The sequence below is a fragment of the Cupriavidus alkaliphilus genome (assembly GCF_900094595.1).
Taxonomy (GTDB): domain Bacteria; phylum Pseudomonadota; class Gammaproteobacteria; order Burkholderiales; family Burkholderiaceae; genus Cupriavidus; species Cupriavidus alkaliphilus.
Map to the genome: position 1 here is coordinate 111,034 of NZ_FMAD01000013.1, position 16,371 is coordinate 127,404.

Here is a 16,371-nt window from a genome sequence, read left to right on the forward strand (position 1 = left end):
CGCGGCGGGGCCCGCCCCGCCCCCCGCGCGCCGCGTGCGTATCCGCCCCCAATTTGCAGACCCATGCCATTGATGCTTCCCGACCTCGATACCCTCAACGCCCGCCTGCGCGACGGCGCCACCAGCCGCGCGCAGATCGTCGAGCAGGCCGCGGCCCGGGCGGCCACGCCGGCGGCCGAGGCCGTGTTCCTGCACCGCACCTTCGAGGCCGCCGCCCAGGTGGCGCGCGCCGCCGACGCCGCCAGCCGGGCCGGCAAGGCGCTGCATCCGCTGGCGGGCCTGCCGGTCTCGGTCAAGGACCTGTATGACGTGGCCGGCGAGGTCACCCGTGCCGCCTCGCTGGTGCGCGCCGACGCCGCGCCGGCCGCCGCCGACGCCCCGGTGGTGGCGCGGCTGCGCGCGGCCGGCGCGGCGCTGGTCGGGCGCACCAACATGACCGAGTTCGCGTTCTCGGGCGTGGGCATCAATCCCCATTACGGCACGCCCGCCAATCCGGCCGGCGGCGGCCCCGCGCGCATCCCGGGCGGGTCGTCGTCGGGCGCCGCGGTATCGGTGGCGCTGGGGCTGGCGGTGGCCGCGCTGGGCAGCGACACCGGCGGCTCGATCCGCATCCCGGCGGCGCTGTGCGGCATCACCGGCTTCAAGCCCACCGCGCGGCGCGTGCCGCTGGCGGGGGCGTTCCCGCTGTCGTACACGCTCGACACCGCCTGCGCCATGGCGCGCACGGTCGGCGACTGCATAGCGGTGGACAGCGTGATCGCCGACAGCGCGGTGCTGCCGCGCGTGACCGATCCCGCCGCCACGCGGCTGGCGATCCCGCGCCAGCTGCTGCTGGACGATCTCGATCCGGTGGTGGCGCGCGCCTTCGACCGCGCGCTGGGCCGGCTGTCGGCCGCCGGCGTGCGGCTGGAGCATGTCGACCTGCCCGAACTCGGCGAACTGGCCGCGCTGAACGCTCATGGCGGCTTCAGCGCGGCCGAGGCCTATGCCATCCACCGCCACCTGCTGGCGGCCCGCCGCGACCGCTACGATGCGCGCGTGGCGTCGCGCATCGACCGCGGCGCCGGCGTGAGCGCCGCCGACTATATCGACCTGGGCCGCGCCCGGCTGGACTGGATCGCCCGCATGGAAGCCCGGCTGGCCGGGTTCGACGCGGTGGTCTGCCCCACCGTGCCGATGGTGGCGCCCGAGATCGGGCCGCTGCGCACCGATGACGCGCACTTCTTCCGCGTCAATGCCCTGCTGTTGCGCAATACCTCCGCCTTCAATTTCTTCGACGGCTGCTCGCTGTCCATGCCCTGCCACGCGCCGGACGAACTGCCGGTCGGGCTGATGCTGTCGCACGGGCCGATGCGCGACGCCGCGCTGCTCGGCACGGCGCTTGCATTGGAACGCATCGTGCAGCCCGTCGTGCAGCCATCAGCGCGCGACGACTGAGCCCGCCGCCGCGCCGTTGATCTTGCGCCACGCGCCCGGTCCGGAGCCAGGCCTGCGCGTGGCACCAGGTAGTACGCAACCCGCTGTACAACCGCGCCCCCGCGCGCACACCAGGAGAGATCGAGATGCGAGTCAAGGCAATGATCGCGGCCACGCTGATGCTGGCCGCCGTGGCCGCACAGGCGGACACCAAGTGGGACCTGCCCACCGGCTACCCCGTCGCCAACCTGCACACCGAGAACCTGCAGCAGATGGCGAGCGATGTCGACAAGGCCACCGGCGGCAAGCTCAAGATCGTGCTGCATCCGAACGGGTCGCTGCTCAAGGCCAACGAGATCAAGCGCGGCGTGCAGACCGGCCAGGTGCAGATGGGAGAGATCCTGATGTCGCTGCTGGCCAACGAGAATCCGATATTCGGCGTCGACGCGGTGCCGTTCCTGGCCACCAGCTATGCCGATGCCTACAAGCTGTGGCAGGCATCGCGCCCGGTCACGGAGAAGGTGCTGGACAAGCAGGGGCTGAAGCTGCTGTACGCGGTGGCCTGGCCGCCGCAGGGCATCTACGCCAACAAGCCGATCAATTCGGCCGCCGACATGAAGGGCCTGAAGTGGCGCGCCTACAATCCCGCCACCTCGCGCATCGCCGAGCTGGTCGGCGCCCAGCCCGTGACCATCCAGGCCGCCGACCTGGCGCAGGCGCTGGCCACCGGCACCGTCAACTCCTTCATGTCCTCGGGTGCGACCGGCGTCGACACCAAGGTATGGGAGAGCGTGAAGTACTTCTATGCGGTCGATGCCTGGCTGCCCAAGAACATGCTGGTGGTCAGCAAGAAGGCCTTCGCCGCGCTCGACAAACCCACCCAGGACGCGCTGCTCAAGGCCGTCGCCGACGCCGAGAAGCGCGGCTGGCAGGTGTCGGAGCAGAAGACCAAGGAGTACCTGGCCACGCTCGCCAAGAACGGCATGACGGTGCAGCAACCGTCGCCGCAGCTCAAGGCCGACATGCAGAAACTCGGCCAGACCATGGTGGACGACTGGGCCAAGAGCGCGGGCGCCGACGGCAAGGCCATCCTCGACGCCTACCGCAAGTAGCCCCGCGGGCCCACCCACTCCAGCGCCTGCAGCGCGGCCGCGCCGGCTGCGTTGCAGGAAGCCCATCCTTCCCCTGCGCCGCCCACCATGCCAACTGCCCCCTCTTCCAAGCGCTGGCTCGACCGCGTGCTGGACCTGTTCGCCGCGCTCGGCGCGCTGTGCATCCTGGCCGTCTGCCTGATCATGATCCTGATGTCGCTGTCGCGCGAAACCACGGTGATCTTCAAGGGCGGCGACGACATCGTGGCCTGGCTGTGCGCCGCCTCCGCCTTCCTGGTGCTCGGCCAGACCTTCCAGCATGGCGGCATCGTGCGCGTGGAGATGCTGCTGTCGGCGCTCGGCCCGCGCCGGCGCTGGCTGCTGGAACTGGTCTCGCTGACCATCTGCCTGGTGTTCGCCGCCTATGCAAGCTGGGCGCTGGGCACCTTTGCCTGGCAGAGCTGGGAGATCGGCGATGTCTCGCAGGGCCAGATCGTGATCCCGTTGTGGATACCGCAGAGTTTCGCGGTGCTGGGCTGCGCGGGGTTCCTGCTGGCGGTCGCGGATGAATGGCTGCGCGTGGTGCGGCGCCAGAAGCCGCGCTACCAGCTGGCCCAGGAAGCCAAGCTTGCCGCCGGCGATTTCGGGGAGACGGTCTGATGAGCACTGTCGTCGTTGCACTGATCCTGCTGCTGGTGCTGATCGTCTTCCTCGCGCTGGGCGCGTGGATCCCGGTGGCCATCGCGGTCACGTCGTGGCTCGGGCTGGTGGTGTTCTCGGACCGCGAGGCGCTGGTCAGCCTGGCCAATGCGTGGTGGTCATCGAGCGCCTCGTACACCCTGGCGTCGCTGCCGCTGTTCGTGTGGATGGGCGAGATCCTGTTTCGCACCCGGCTGTCGGAGCAGATGTTCAGCGGGCTGTCGCCATGGCTGAGCTGGCTGCCCGGGCGGCTGATGCACGTCAACATCCTGGGCTGCGGCATCTTCGGCTCGGTTTCGGGTTCGTCGGCTGCCACCTGCGCCACCATCGCCAAGTCGGCCCTGCCCGAACTGACGCGGCGCGGCTACGACGAGCGCATCACGCTGGGCTCGCTGTCGTGCGCCGGCACGCTCGGCATCCTGATCCCGCCGTCGATCACGATGGTGGTGTACGCGGTCTCGGCGGATGTGTCGATCATCCGCGTGTTCCTGGCGGGCTTCATCCCCGGGCTGCTGCTGATGCTGCTGTTCTCCGGCTACATCGTGGTCTGGGCGCTGGCCAACCCGGACAAGACCCCGGCGTCGGAGCACTTCAACTGGCGCGCGCGGCTGGCGTCGCTCCGGCAGTTGCTGCCGTGCATCGTGCTGATCGCCTTCATCACCGGCATCATGGTGACGGGCTACTCCACCGCGACCGAAGCCGCCGCCTATGGCGTGGTCGCATCGCTGGCGCTGGCCTGGGCAGGCGGCTCGCTGACGCGCGCGGCATTCTGGGACAGCCTGATGTCGGCCACGCGCCTGACCGCGATGATCATGTTCGTGCTGGGCGCGACCTCGTTCCTGTCGGTCACCATGAGCTTTACCGGCATCCCGCGCGCGCTGGCCGAGTGGGTGGCCGCGCTGCAGTTGTCGCCGTGGGCGCTGATCGCGGTGCTGACGGTGATCTACATCGTGCTGGGCACGGCGCTGGACGGCATCTCGATGATTGCGCTGACCACCGCCACGGTGCTGCCGATGGTGCAGGCGGCCGGCTTCGACCTGGTCTGGTTCGGCATCTTCATCGTGCTGCTGGTGGAAATTGCCGAAGTGACGCCGCCGGTCGGCTTCAACCTGTTCGTGCTGCAGAGCATGACCGGCAAGGACAGCAACTACATCGCGCGGGTCTCGCTGCCATTCTTCATGATGATGGTGGTGGCGATCGCCATCGTCACGATCTGGCCGGGCGTGGTGACCTGGCTGCCGGACATGGTCATGCAGCAGGAAGTCAAATAGCATGGCGGGATACCGCAACGGACGCGCACGGAGGTTGCCAGACCGATGCATGTGATCGTCATCGGCGCCGGCGCGATCGGCGTCAGTTCCGCGTGGTACCTGCGGCAGGCCGGCTTCGACGTGACCGTGCTCGAGCGCCGCGGCGCGCCGGCCCAAGAAGCCAGCTTCGGCAATGCCGGCGTGATCGCGCCCGGCTACGTCACGCCCTGGGCCGCGCCCGGCATGCCGGCCAAGATCCTGCGCACGCTCTTCGCGCGCGAGGCGCCGGTGCTGTTCCGGCCCGCCGCGGATCCGGCCATGTGGCGCTGGATCGCGCGCTGGCTGCGCGAATGCCGGCTCGAGCGCTACCGCGCCAACAAGCTGTGCATGCAGCGGCTGGCGTTCTACAGCCGCGCCTGCCTGCACCGGCTGCGCAGCGAGCTGGAAATCGACTACGAGCAATCGCAGGGCTACCTGCAGCTGTTCCGCACCGCGCGCGACCTCGACCTGGCCGGGCCCGCCATCGCCCTGCTGCGCGAGAACAACGTGCCGCACCGGCTGGTCAGCGCCGGCGAATGCCGCCGGATCGAACCGGGCCTGGCCGCCGGCACGCCGCTGGCCGGCGGGCTGCACCTGCCCGAGGATGAATCCGGCAACTGCCCGATGTTCGTGCGCGCGCTGCACCGGCATGCGCAGGCCGCGGGCGTGTCGTTCCGCTTCGACACCCCGGTGGCGCGCGTGCGGCCCGGCGCGGCCGGCAAGCTGGAGATCGAGCTGCCAGGAGCCGGCCGCCAGGGCGCGGCGGAAGTGCTCGCTGCCGACCGCGTGCTGGTCGCCGCCGGCGCCGACAGTACCGCGCTGCTGCGCCCGCTGGGCCTGCGCGTGCCGCTGTATCCGGTCAAGGGCTATTCGGTCACGGTGATGATCCGCGACGAACTGCAGGCGCCGCTGGGGGCGTTGATGGATGAGTCGTACAAGGTGGCGATGACGCGCATGGGCAACCGGCTGCGCGTGGCCGGCACCGCGGAACTGGGCTCGCGCCGGCTCGACCTGCGCCCCGCCGCGCTGAACACGCTGATCAAGGTCGCGCGCGACTGGTTCCCGGTGGCCGGCAACTATCAGGAAGCCACGCAATGGGCCGGCGCCCGGCCGATGCTGCCCGACGGCCCGCCGCTGATCGGCCCCACCGCGGTGCCCGGGCTGTTCCTGAACCTTGGCCACGGTTCGACGGGCTGGGCGATGAGCTGCGGATCAGGCAAGATTGCGGCTGACCAGATCGCCGCCAGCGCTGGCGCCTGCGCCGGCCGCGGCGGCCCGGACATCGACATGGAAGGCCTGTTGCCCGACCGCTACGGGCTGGGGCCGCCCAATTAAGCCCGACATGACCCGCCCTGCCGCCACCGTCATCACGCCCACCGACCACGAACACAGCTGGATTGCCCTCGATGCGGCCGCGCCGGCCCCGGTGCCGCTCTACGGCGTGGCCGCGATCCGCCGCATCGAGCATGCCGCGCTGGGCCAGCTGCCGGCCTTCACGCTGATGTCGCGCGCCGGCACGGCGGCGGCGCGATGGCTCGCCTGCCATGCGCCCGACGGCCCGCTGCTGTTCCTGGCCGGCCCCGGCAATAACGGCGGCGACGCGCTGGTCGCCGCCACGCAGCTGCACCGCGCCGGCCGCGCGGTGCAGGTCTGGCTTGCCGCTGATCCGCAGCGCCTGCCCGCCGATGCCGCCACCGCGTGGCAGCAGGCGCAGGCCGCGGGCGTGCCCTCGAGCGTGATGGCGGAGGTGGACCCCGCGCAGGACGCGCACTGGCCCGCCGGCACCGCCGCGATCATCGACGGCCTGCTGGGCATCGGCCTGAACCGCCCCGCCGACGACCGCATGGCGTGGTGGATCGCCCAACTCAACCGCGGCGCGCTGCCGGTGTTTGCGCTGGACATCCCCAGCGGCCTGTCCGCCGACACCGGCGCGGGCGCGCCGGCCGTGCACGCCCGGCGCACGCTGACCTTCATCGCCGCCAAGCCCGGCCTGCTGACGCTGGACGGGCGCGACTGCGCCGGCGCGGTCGAGATCGCGCCGATCGGCCTGGACTATCCTCCGCGCGAAACACCGCAGGGCCTGGTGAACGGCCCCGCGCTGTTCGGTGCCGCGCTGCCGCGCCGCCGCCACGCCAGCAACAAGGGCACGCATGGCGCGCTGGCCGTGATCGGCGGCAACCTCGGCATGACCGGCGCGCCCCTGCTCGGCGCACGGGCCGCGCAATGGCTCGGCGCGGGCAAGGTGCATATCGGCTTCCTGGCGCAGCCGGCACCGCTGCTCGATCCGCTGCATCCGGAACTGATGCTGCATGCGGTCGACGCACTGGCGCTCGCGTCGATGTCTGCGCTGGTGATCGGCCCCGGCATGGGCACCGATATCAACGCCCGCCAGCAGCTCGCGCGGCTGCTGCAGGCCACCACGCATCCGCTGGTGCTGGATGCCGATGCGCTGAATCTGCTGGCCTCCGATCCGGCGCTGGCCGGCGCGCTGGCCACGCGCGGCGCAGCCACCGTGATGACGCCGCACCCGCTCGAGGCCGCGCGGCTGATGGGCGTGCCGGTGGCCGAGATCCAGCGCGACCGCCCCGCCGCCGCCGCCGCGCTGGCCGCGCAATGGCAGGCGGTGGTGGTGCTGAAGGGATCGGGCAGCGTGATCGCCGCGCCCGACGGCAGCCCGTGCACGCTGAACCCGACCGGCAACGCGGCGCTGGCCAGCGCCGGCACCGGCGACGTGCTGGCCGGCATGCTGGGCGCGCTGCTGGCGCAAGGCATGGCGCCGCTGGCCGCGGCGCAGGCGGCAGTGTGGATCCACGGCCGTGCCGCCGATGTGCTGGTCGAACAAGGCACGGGCCCGGCAGGCGTCACGGCGAGCGAACTGTATGCGCCGGCACGCGGCGTATTCAACCAGTTGCTGAGCACAGCGCACGCGTAATACGCGCGTAATGCGCCCGTGAGGCGCCCGTGAGGCGCGCGTGAGGTGCGCGTTCCTGCGACTACCGGCGGCGCCCGCCGCACCTGCCGTCAGACAACGTCCGATACCCGCTCGGCGCGGCGGCTGTTATGTTGCAAGTGGTAACGATATGACGCCGCCGCGAGCCTCGATGCCGCGATCGCTGGCGATATACTTACCGCTCCGTCTTGCAAGCCGGCAATGCCACGCGGCTCGCGCCCCGCAACCCGCTAGTCCTGCACGCTAGTCCTGCATGCCCACTGACCTTCACGCCTGGAATGCCCTGCTGCGGCACCATGACACCCTTCGCGACGCCCAGATGCGCGACTGGTTCGATCGCGAAGGCGCACAGCGCGTCGCGCAATGCTCGCTCGAGGCCGCCGGCCTCTATCTCGATTACTCGAAGAACCGCATCACGCCGCAGACCATGCGCCTGCTGATGCAGCTCGCGGCCGAGGCCGGGGTCACCCGCCGTCGCGACGCGATGTTCGCGGGCGAGCATATCAACACCACCGAAGACCGCGCGGCCCTGCACGTGGCCCTGCGCGCCACCGCCGGCGCCGGCTACAAGGTCGACGGCGAAGCCGTGGTGCCGGCCATCCAGCAGGTGCTGGCACGCATGCGCGACTTCTCCGCGCGCGTGCGCAGCGGCGCCTGGAAGGGCGCGACCGGCGAGCGCATCACCGATGTCATCAACATCGGCATCGGCGGCTCCGACCTGGGGCCGCGCATGGTGTGCCGGGCGCTGTCGCACCTGGCCGATGCCGACGGCCAGACCGGGCCGCGCATGCACTTCGTCTCCAATGTCGACGGCACCGACCTGGCCGAGACCCTGGTGCGGCTGGATCCTCAGCGCACCCTGGTGATCGTCTGCTCCAAGACCTTCACCACGCTCGAGACCATGGCCAACGCGCGCAGCGCGCGCGCGTGGTTTGTCGCCGGCGGCGTGGCCGAGCAGGACCTGGCCAAGCACTTCGTCGCGGTCTCGACCAATACCGAGGCGGTGCGCGAATTCGGCATCGACCCGGCCAATATGTTCGAGTTCTGGGACTGGATCGGCGGACGCTTTTCGCTGTGGTCGTCGGTCGGCCTGTCGATCACGCTGGCGGTGGGCTTCGATGCCTTTGCCGACCTGCTGGCGGGCGGACGCGCGATGGACGAGCATTTCCGCAGCGCGCCGCTGGAGCGCAACATGCCGGTGATCCTCGGCATGCTGGGCATCTGGTACCGCAACTTCTGGAACCTGCCCACCAGCTGCATGGCGCCCTACTCCACCTCGCTGGAGCTGTTCCCGGCCTTCCTGCAGCAGCTGGAGATGGAGAGCAACGGCAAGTCCGTACAGCTCGACGGCGAGCCCATCCGTACGCATACCTCGCCGGTGGTGTGGGGCACGGCCGGCACCAACGGGCAGCATGCGTATTTCCAGCAGATCCACCAGGGTTCGCAGGTGGTGCCGGTCGATTTCGTCGCGCCGCTGGTGCCGCCGCGCCGCCTGCCGGGCCATCACGCCAAGCTGCTGGCCAATTGCTTCGCGCAGGCCGAGGCACTGATGCGCGGACGCAGCGCCGACGAGCTGCGCGCCGCCGGGCTGAAGGATGAAGTGCGCATCGCGCATATGGTGTTCGACGGCAACCGCCCCAGCAACACGCTGCTGATGAAAGACCTGACGCCCAATGTGCTGGGCGCGCTGATTGCGCTGTATGAGCACCGCACCTTCGTGCAGGGCGTGGTATGGCGCATCAACTCGTTCGACCAGTGGGGCGTGGAGCTGGGCAAGATCCTGGCGCGGCCGATCGAGGCCGAACTGGCCGGCACCGCCACCGGCCAGCACGACGCCTCCACCGCCGCGCTGATCGCGCGTGCCCGCGCGGTGCTGCGGGCGGACGCGGCCAGCTAGCCCGCTAGACCTCGGCGCCGATCCATTCGTCGCTGGCCACGCGGCCGGCGTCGATGGTCAGCACGCGCCCGCAGCGCGACGCCACCGAGCGGTCGTGCGTGACCAGCACCAGCGTCGAGCCGGCGTCGCGGTTCAGTTCGAACATCAGCGCGATCACCGCTTCGCCGGTGGCGGTATCGAGGCTGCCGGTCGGTTCATCGGCGAACAGGATGTCCGGACGCGCCACAAAGGCGCGCGCCAGCGCCACGCGCTGCTGCTCGCCGCCCGACAGCGTGCGCGGGTAGTGGCCCAGGCGCGCGCCCAGGCCTACGCGCTGCAGCATGTCGACCGCGCGCTCGCGCACCTGCGCGGTTTCACCGCGCAGCTCCAGCGGCAGCATCACATTCTCGAGCGCGGTCAGGTGGGCCACCAGCTGGAACGACTGGAACACGAAGCCGACATGCCGGCCGCGCACCGCGGCGCGCTGGTCCTCGTCCAGCGCGTACAGGTCCTGGCCCTGCAGCCGCACCGTGCCGGTGCTGGGCAGGTCCAGCCCGGCCAGCAGCCCCAGCAGCGTCGACTTGCCGGATCCGGACGCGCCCACGATGGCGAGCGTTTCGCCCGGCGTGACGGAAAACGTCACGTCGTGCAAAATCGTCAGCGAACCGGTCGTGTCGGCTACGGTCTTTCCAAGGGATTCGACTGCAAGAATGGAAGAAGACATGGATATAGGGATCCGAGGGAAAAAGCGCAGGCTGCTGCTGGCAGCCGGCATGGCGCTGGCGATTGCGGCTGCCGGGCCGGCGCAGGCCCAGGCCCCGGCAAAGGCCGCGGCCAAGGCCAGCGCCCCCGCGCTGCTGGTGCTGGGCGACAGCCTGTCGGCCGAATACGGCATTGCGCGCGGCGCGGGCTGGGTCACGCTGCTGCAGGACCGGCTGCGGCAAGAGCGCTTCGATTATAGCGTCGTCAACGCGAGCATCAGCGGCGAGACCACCATCGGCGGCAAGACCCGCCTGCCCGAGCTGCTGTCGCGGCATCGCCCCGCCATCGTGGTGATCGAGCTCGGCGCCAACGACGCGCTGCGCGGCCTGCCGCTGCAGTCCACCGAGGCCAACCTGCGCAACCTCGTCACCACGGCGCAGCAGGCCGGCGCCAGCGTGTTGCTGATCGGCATGCGCATCCCGCCCAACTATGGCCAGGACTACACCGAAAAGTTCGTCTCGCTCTATCCCAGGCTGGCGGGCGAATACAAGGTGCGCCTGGTGCCCTTCTTCCTCGACCAGGTGATCGCGCGGCAGGACTGGTTCCAGCCCGACCGCATCCACCCCACCGCCGCGGCGCAGCCCGCATTGCTCGATACGGTGTGGCCGCAGCTCAAGCCACTGCTCAAGCGCAGCGCCGCGAAGTGACCATAAAAAAACCCCTGCCGCGTGGCAGGGGTTCTTGTTTTCGGCAGGGCCGGCGTGGTGCCGGCCCGGCGCGGCTCACTCGGCGCCCTGCTCCTGCGTCGCGCCTGCCGGCGTCAGCAGCTTGACCTTGGAGCGGGCCTTCAGGCTTTCATAGAAAGCCTGCAGGTCGGTCTGGCCGGCCAGTTGCGCCAGCTGCTGCGCCTCGGCCTGGCGCTGGGCCGGGTTGGCCTGCGCCGGCTGGCTGACCTTGGTGATGCGATAGACGGCATAGCCTTGCGCACCCAGGTCGACCCCCACCAGCGCCGGCAGCTTGGCAGCATCGGCGCGCATCACGGCTTCCACGGCCTGCGGCGTCATGCCTTCGGCCTTGGTGCGCGACACCGCCTGCACCGGACCAAAGCCCTCGGCACTGTCGGCCTGCTTCAGCGCGGCCAGTCGCGCCTCGCCATCCTTGCGCGCCAGCGCGGCCGCCTGCTGCGCGACATAGCCTTCACGCACCTTGGCTTCGACTTCTTCGAACTTGCGCACGGTCGCCGGGCGATACGCGACGATGCGCGCGGCCACCAGCGTGTTGGGGGCGACCTGCACGGCTTCGGTGTTGCGCTTGTTCTTGATGGCGTCGTCGCTGAACAGTGCCTTGAGCAGCTTCTCGTTGTTCAGCGGGCTCTGCGCGCCCAGCGCCGGATTCGGCTGGCGCGTGACGTTGTCGGCGGTCTGGATGGTCAGCTTGAACTTGTCGGCGGCGGGCTTGAGGCTGTCGGCCTGCTCGTAGACGGTATTGCCGAAGGCATCGGCCTGCTCGGCAAACTTCTTGTCGGCGAACTGCTTGCGCAGCTCGGCTTCCAGCTCGGTGCGCACGGCCTCCAGCGGCCTGGTTTCCGCGGGCTTGGTGCCGGTCAGCTTGATGATGTGGTAGCCGAAGTCGGTCTCGACCACGTCGCTGATCTGGCCGTCCTTGAGCGCGTACATGGCGTCCTCGAACGGCTTGACCAGCGCGCCGCGCCCCATGAAGCCGAGGTCGCCGCCCTTCTCGGCCGAACCCGGGTCCTGCGAGTTCTTGCGCGCCACCTCGGCGAAGCTGTCCGGATGCTTGCGCACTTCTTCCAGCAGCTTGGTGGCCTTGTCCTTGGCGGCCTGGCGCTGCGCCGCCGGCGCATCCTTCGGCGCGCTGATCAGGATATGGCTGGCGCGGCGCTGCTCGTCGACACGGAAGCGCGCGATATTGCTTTCGTAGTACGACTTCAGCTCTTCCGGCGTCACCGCCTGCGACGCGGCCAGCGCCTCGCCCGACAGCACCAGGTATTCGACCTGGGCCTGCTCCGGCACCGCGAAGTCCTGCTGGTGGCTGTCATAGTAGGCCTTCAGCGCGGCGGCGTCGGGCTGCACCTTGGCGGTGTAGCCAGCCGGCTTGAACAGCAGCGCCTGCACCTCGCGCTGCTGGTCGCGCACCGCCATCAGGCGCTCGATCAGCGATTTCGGCACGAACGCGGTCGCGGCAATCGACGCGCCCAGCTGCTGCGTGGCCAGCTCGAAGCGCATGCGCGCATCGAACTGCTCGGGGGTCATGCCCTGCGACTGCAGCAGCTGCAGGTAAGCCTTGTCGTCGATCTTGCCATCCTTGCCGCGCGGCAGTTGCGCAATCGCCGGCAGGCTGTTGATCTCTTCCAGCAGCTTGGCGTCCGACACCGTCAGGTGCTCGTTGGCCACCGTATTGGCCATCACGCGCTGCTGGATCAGCTGCTCGAGCACGGCCTTGCGTGCCTCCGGGCCCTCGAACTGGCGCGGATCATAGCTGGCGCCCAGGATCTGGCGCGCACGCTCGCTCTGGTCGCGCACTACGTTGTCGACCTCTTGCACGCTGATGGCCCGGCCGTCGACCTCGGCGGCATCGTGCGAGCTGTCCATGAAGCGCGAATAGCTTTCCACGCCGAAGAACACGAACGACGGGAAAACAAGCACCAGCAGCAGCAAGAGCATCAGGCGCCGGTTGTTGCGTACGAAATCAAGCATGCGGATTCGGGTAGTGGATTGGCACGAAAGACAAACTCCGCGATTCTATCAGGAGCCGGTAGGCAAGCGCCCTTTGTGCAGGGTGGCGAACATGCGCCACAAATGAAAAACGCCCGCTTTCGCGGGCGTTTCATGATACTGGCGGAGTGGACGGGACTCGCCCACGTCCCGCGGGCCGCGGCTGCGCTGACACGCGCAGCCCTTCGATTCCCGCCGGAAGCCGCGCAGGCGGCTTCCTCCACTCCGCACAAATGAAAAACGCCCGCTTTCGCGGGCGTTTCATGATACTGGCGGAGTGGACGGGACTCGAACCCGCGACCCCCGGCGTGACAGGCCGGTATTCTAACCGACTGAACTACCACTCCTGTGTCGGTTCCCGCGTGGCGTTGGCTTGTGGCGGACAGTGCTGGCGCATGCCGAGAATCTCGGCCGCCGGTTTCCATGTCTCGTAAAGGAAAGCGAAGCGAAATTTCCCTTAAGAATCACGAACCTGGCACACCACCTGCGTCCTTTGCGAGCCGCGCCTTGCTGCAGGAGGCCGAACTATAGCTTGTGTCGCGCATCGGCGCAATACCCCGCCTGGGTTCGGGCTCAGGGTCCCAGGACGGGACCGTCATGCCTGGCTTGCGGCAAGCTGCCAGGCCTCCGGTTCAGCACGTCCGCCAGCACCTCGCCTTGCCACTCGAAATACGGATTGAACGTCAGGCGCGCATGCACCTTGCCTGGCTCGCGATACCCCCAGTCGGAATACCAGACTGGCTCACCGCGCTCGCATGCCCGCAGCGCCACCTCGTCCTGGCCGTTCCAGCAGATGCGCAAGCTGCCCCGCTCGCCATACAGCGGGTTCGCCGGCGAGAACATCAAGCCCATGTGGGAAAACCGGCTGATACGCCGCTGCGCCAGCGCATCGCTGCGCACCAGTACCCGGCCACCGTCGGCCAGCCCGGCGGGCCGCGCGCCATACCAGACCAGCCGGCTGACCGGGTGGGTAAAGCGTTGCTGGAACGCGCTGAGCAGATAGGCCGTATCCAGCACGGAATCATGCTGCGCGACCGCCATGAACACCGGCTTGTCATAGGGGCGCTCGGCCAACCGCTGCCGTGCCTCGCGGCTGCTGCGCCAGAACTGGGCGAAGGCATTGGTCGGCACGGTCATATAGCGCACGGCGTTCTGCATTGGCCGGCGGCCATCCGGCTCCAGCAGCCAGGGGCGGAACCAACCGATCAGCGGGGTCAGCCAGTCGTAGCGGCTGCTTGACTGGAACGCGGGCGAGAACAGCACCAGCCCGGCCACCTCCGGGTGCGCATAGGCATAGTCGAGCGCCAGGTTGGCACCGGTGGAGAAACCGCCCAGGTAGACCTGCGCGACGTCGCGTCGCAGCGCATCGGCCTGCTCCCGCACCACGCGCTGCCAGTCCTCCAGCGTCACGTCCAGCAGATCTTGCGGCCGGGTGCCGTGGCCCGGCAGCAGCACGGTGCGTACCAGGAACCCTTGCCCGGCAAGTTGCCGCGCTACGTCATGGAACGACCAGGGCGAGTCACCCAGACCGTGAATCAGCAAGATGCCCTTATCCGGTGTCGGCGTGGTCGCCGGAGTCGCGCCGTCGCAGGCTGTCGCGGGCAGCCATTCGCGGGGCGCGTTCCATGCGAGTTCGGCGGCCTTGTCGGTGGCCTGGAAATGCCGCCGTGCCTGCAGCATGTCGATGGTGTCGCGACGGTAGTCCTCGAAGCCCGTGGCGATGGGCGGCGGCCGGCCGCTGGCAGCGCATGCGGCCAACAGCACGGCAGCAGCGGCCAGGGCTGCGCGGACGACTAGCATCGCCTTGCGGCGGAGTCGCAATGTGCCCTCCTTCTCAGTGGTCGGCGGTATGCGGCGGCCATGGCCGCTACAGGTGCGGCGCGCAGGGCGCGCTCCCGCATTATGCCGGTCGAGGGCGGGCCGATCAGGCGCGCGGGCCAGCGGCGTACGGCAGCCGCCACCCGCAGGCTACCGCGAAGCGCCGTCGCCCGACTTTGCCCCATCGGCAAACGGATCGCGCGCGCCGGTTCGCGCGCCATCGGTAAACGCATCGCGCGCGCCGGTCCTGCTGCCATCCGTATAGGGATCGCGCGCGCCCTGCCTGGCGCCTTGCGTATGCGGATCCACGGCATTGCCGGCCGGCGCCAGGCTGGAACGCGTATCGATGTGACCGCCCTGCGTATAGGCCTCGAACTTGTCGGACCGTGCGCCCTGGGTGAAGGGATCGCGCTTCTCATTGGTCTGCGCATTGGCCGAAGCCACCATGCCCAGCGCCATGCTGAGCCCAGCGGCCATGCCAAGGACGTTCGCCGGAATGGAAATTCGTCTGTCTTTCCGCATCATCTAACTCCTGGAACAGTGCGCAGACTGCAGCGCGGTGGAACAAGGAACCGGAACGGTTCCACGGAAAAAAGGGCCGCGCCGATCGCCTGACTGCTCTGCCTTGCGAATCCCGCGGGATACCTTCGTCATCCATGCACGCCCAGCTGCGCGCGCCATGTCGCTGCCAGTTCGTCAGCTCGCGCTACGCCCTCGCTGCAGACTCCAACGGCGTCGATGCGGCCGCTGCGAACCGCGGTGGCGGCCAGCTCCGGCGTCCATACACCGGTGACGATGAGCGGGCCGCGGTAATGCAGGCGGACACTCGCGGTAAATGGCTTACAGTAGGTCGCGTGACCCGAACCGGCCGAGTGCAGGTGCAGGTAGGCGAGCTCTCCGGCCGCCACTGCGGGAAGCAGCGCGTGGTGCCGGCGCAGCCCGGCAGCGGTTGCGGGTAGCGTCATGCAGGCCCCGACCCGGTCCGGCGGCCATGCGGCCAGCAGCGTTCGCAGCGCATCGCAGAGAAATTCCGTGGCCACCGGGCACTCGGTCAGGGCAGCAGGCACCGCAGCGGGCACCTCGGCCCATTGCCGATACAACTGCTCTGGCAACGTACCCGCCATCGCAGCCAGCTCGATGCCATCAAAGCCGGCGTCATGGGCGTTCTCCGCCGCCGACCGATAGGCATCGAGCGCCAGGTCGACCTGATCGGCGTTGAGCGCGATGCCGGCGGGCACAGGACAACCGCCAATCCGCGCGACCACCATGCCGCCCCGGTCGTGGACCGCCTGCGTGGCGCGGAGCCAGCCATTGACTTCGCCGGCGTTTGAGATGCCCTGGGTGACCAGGTGCCGGCCCTCGGCACAGTGGGCCTCCGCGACGGCATAGATGACCAGGGCGCCATCCAGGGATTCCGACGGCGGCTTGCGGGATGGAGAAGGCCTGCCATGCTGCAGCGCCCGCGGGCTGTTCAGGACGATCCGGTGCTGCAGCGGCAAGGCACCGAGCTTCAACGGCGCGAACAGGTGTGTGCGAACGGGCTGGCTCATCGCGACTGGCATATCGGGCTGGTGTGACAAGTCTGGTCGGGCTGCATCCGGGGTGCCAGTTATGCGTTGCTAAGTCTCGTCGCGCACCAGGCCGCCACACCCGGTTTTGTCTCATACAATGCGCCGCGCCAGTCCGTCCGCGGCTGCATTTTGCGCACGCGATGCATGCGCATTGCGCCAGCCTGGCGGCCCGGGATGCGATGACAACGATAGTGCAACCGTTATGCTAAATTCGCCGGTTCGGG

The 16,371-nt window shown here is 69.4% G+C and carries 13 protein-coding genes and 1 tRNA gene; 8 read left to right on the forward strand and 6 right to left on the reverse strand.

Going from position 1 to position 16,371, the window contains the following annotated elements; genetic code table 11:
* Window positions 1-63 precede the first annotated feature (63 nt).
* The 7 genes from GA0116996_RS23675 to pgi all read left to right on the forward strand — a co-directional run bounded on the left by GA0116996_RS23675 (window position 64) and on the right by pgi (window position 9,342).
* Entirely contained in the window at window positions 64-1,437 is a 1,374-nt protein-coding gene (locus GA0116996_RS23675) for an amidase (protein ID WP_092316469.1), read from the forward strand.
* Between the two features lie 125 nt (window positions 1,438-1,562).
* A complete protein-coding gene (locus tag GA0116996_RS23680) occupies window positions 1,563-2,528 on the forward strand; it encodes a TRAP transporter substrate-binding protein (RefSeq protein WP_092316470.1) in 966 nt (321 codons plus the stop codon).
* Between the two features lie 87 nt (window positions 2,529-2,615).
* The gene (locus GA0116996_RS23685; protein ID WP_092316472.1) at window positions 2,616-3,167 is read left to right on the forward strand and encodes a TRAP transporter small permease subunit; all 552 of its coding nucleotides are present in this window, start codon (window positions 2,616-2,618) and stop codon (window positions 3,165-3,167) included.
* Complete coding sequence (locus GA0116996_RS23690) at window positions 3,167-4,477, forward strand: TRAP transporter large permease (RefSeq protein WP_092316474.1); 1,311 nt, start codon at window positions 3,167-3,169, stop codon at window positions 4,475-4,477. The genes GA0116996_RS23685 and GA0116996_RS23690 overlap by 1 nt, the downstream gene beginning before the upstream one ends.
* A 45-nt stretch (window positions 4,478-4,522) precedes the next feature.
* The gene (locus GA0116996_RS23695; protein WP_092316476.1) at window positions 4,523-5,830 is read left to right on the forward strand and encodes a D-amino acid dehydrogenase; all 1,308 of its coding nucleotides are present in this window, start codon (window positions 4,523-4,525) and stop codon (window positions 5,828-5,830) included.
* A gap of 7 nt (window positions 5,831-5,837) precedes the next feature.
* Window positions 5,838-7,427 (forward strand): NAD(P)H-hydrate dehydratase, encoded by a 1,590-nt coding sequence (locus GA0116996_RS23700; protein ID WP_092316478.1) that lies wholly within the window; start codon window positions 5,838-5,840, stop codon window positions 7,425-7,427.
* 271 nt (window positions 7,428-7,698) lie between these two features.
* Window positions 7,699-9,342, forward strand: a complete 1,644-nt coding sequence (gene pgi / locus GA0116996_RS23705; RefSeq protein ID WP_092316480.1) for a glucose-6-phosphate isomerase — start codon at window positions 7,699-7,701, stop codon at window positions 9,340-9,342.
* A gap of 4 nt (window positions 9,343-9,346) precedes the next feature.
* On the opposite strand, the gene GA0116996_RS23710 is transcribed toward pgi, so the two are convergent.
* Window positions 9,347-10,045 (reverse strand): ABC transporter ATP-binding protein, encoded by a 699-nt coding sequence (locus GA0116996_RS23710; RefSeq protein ID WP_092316482.1) that lies wholly within the window; start codon window positions 10,043-10,045, stop codon window positions 9,347-9,349.
* On the opposite strand from GA0116996_RS23710, the gene GA0116996_RS23715 reads away from it, so the two are divergent.
* A complete protein-coding gene (locus tag GA0116996_RS23715) occupies window positions 10,044-10,730 on the forward strand; it encodes an arylesterase (RefSeq protein WP_092316484.1) in 687 nt (228 codons plus the stop codon). The two genes, GA0116996_RS23710 and GA0116996_RS23715, sit on opposite strands and share 2 nt — an antisense overlap.
* Window positions 10,731-10,805: 75 nt before the next feature.
* Here the strand turns inward: GA0116996_RS23715 and GA0116996_RS23720 are convergent, their stop codons facing one another.
* From GA0116996_RS23720 to GA0116996_RS23740, 5 genes are all read right to left on the reverse strand, one after another.
* Complete coding sequence (locus tag GA0116996_RS23720) at window positions 10,806-12,740, reverse strand: SurA N-terminal domain-containing protein (RefSeq protein ID WP_092316486.1); 1,935 nt, start codon at window positions 12,738-12,740, stop codon at window positions 10,806-10,808.
* Between the two features lie 288 nt (window positions 12,741-13,028).
* Window positions 13,029-13,105: transfer RNA gene (locus GA0116996_RS23725), tRNA-Asp, on the reverse strand.
* Between the two features lie 226 nt (window positions 13,106-13,331).
* Complete coding sequence (locus GA0116996_RS23730; RefSeq protein ID WP_092316488.1) at window positions 13,332-14,558, reverse strand: alpha/beta hydrolase; 1,227 nt, start codon at window positions 14,556-14,558, stop codon at window positions 13,332-13,334.
* A gap of 168 nt (window positions 14,559-14,726) precedes the next feature.
* Window positions 14,727-15,053: a hypothetical protein gene (locus GA0116996_RS23735; protein ID WP_141693762.1), complete on the reverse strand. Its 327-nt coding sequence runs from the start codon at window positions 15,051-15,053 to the stop codon at window positions 14,727-14,729.
* A 173-nt stretch (window positions 15,054-15,226) separates the two neighbouring features.
* Window positions 15,227-16,126 (reverse strand): beta/alpha barrel domain-containing protein, encoded by a 900-nt coding sequence (locus tag GA0116996_RS23740; RefSeq protein WP_116602777.1) that lies wholly within the window; start codon window positions 16,124-16,126, stop codon window positions 15,227-15,229.
* Window positions 16,127-16,371 lie beyond the last annotated feature (245 nt).

Excerpts from the sequence above, each read along its gene's own strand:
- GA0116996_RS23720 (WP_092316486.1), bottom strand. The coding sequence starts at position 12,740 with ATGCTTGATTTCGTACGCAACAACCGGCGCCTGATGCTCTTGCTGCTG.
- GA0116996_RS23715 (WP_092316484.1), top strand. The coding sequence starts at position 10,044 with ATGGATATAGGGATCCGAGGGAAAAAGCGCAGGCTGCTGCTGGCAGCC.
- GA0116996_RS23700 (WP_092316478.1), top strand. The coding sequence starts at position 5,838 with ATGACCCGCCCTGCCGCCACCGTCATCACGCCCACCGACCACGAACAC.
- GA0116996_RS23690 (WP_092316474.1), top strand. The coding sequence starts at position 3,167 with ATGAGCACTGTCGTCGTTGCACTGATCCTGCTGCTGGTGCTGATCGTC.
- GA0116996_RS23710 (WP_092316482.1), bottom strand. The coding sequence starts at position 10,045 with ATGTCTTCTTCCATTCTTGCAGTCGAATCCCTTGGAAAGACCGTAGCC.
- GA0116996_RS23735 (WP_141693762.1), bottom strand. The coding sequence starts at position 15,053 with ATGGCCGCTGGGCTCAGCATGGCGCTGGGCATGGTGGCTTCGGCCAAT.
- GA0116996_RS23675 (WP_092316469.1), top strand. The coding sequence starts at position 64 with ATGCCATTGATGCTTCCCGACCTCGATACCCTCAACGCCCGCCTGCGC.
- GA0116996_RS23685 (WP_092316472.1), top strand. The coding sequence starts at position 2,616 with ATGCCAACTGCCCCCTCTTCCAAGCGCTGGCTCGACCGCGTGCTGGAC.
- GA0116996_RS23680 (WP_092316470.1), top strand. The coding sequence starts at position 1,563 with ATGCGAGTCAAGGCAATGATCGCGGCCACGCTGATGCTGGCCGCCGTG.
- GA0116996_RS23695 (WP_092316476.1), top strand. The coding sequence starts at position 4,523 with ATGCATGTGATCGTCATCGGCGCCGGCGCGATCGGCGTCAGTTCCGCG.
- pgi (WP_092316480.1), top strand. The coding sequence starts at position 7,699 with ATGCCCACTGACCTTCACGCCTGGAATGCCCTGCTGCGGCACCATGAC.
- GA0116996_RS23740 (WP_116602777.1), bottom strand. The coding sequence starts at position 16,126 with ATGAGCCAGCCCGTTCGCACACACCTGTTCGCGCCGTTGAAGCTCGGT.
- GA0116996_RS23730 (WP_092316488.1), bottom strand. The coding sequence starts at position 14,558 with ATGCTAGTCGTCCGCGCAGCCCTGGCCGCTGCTGCCGTGCTGTTGGCC.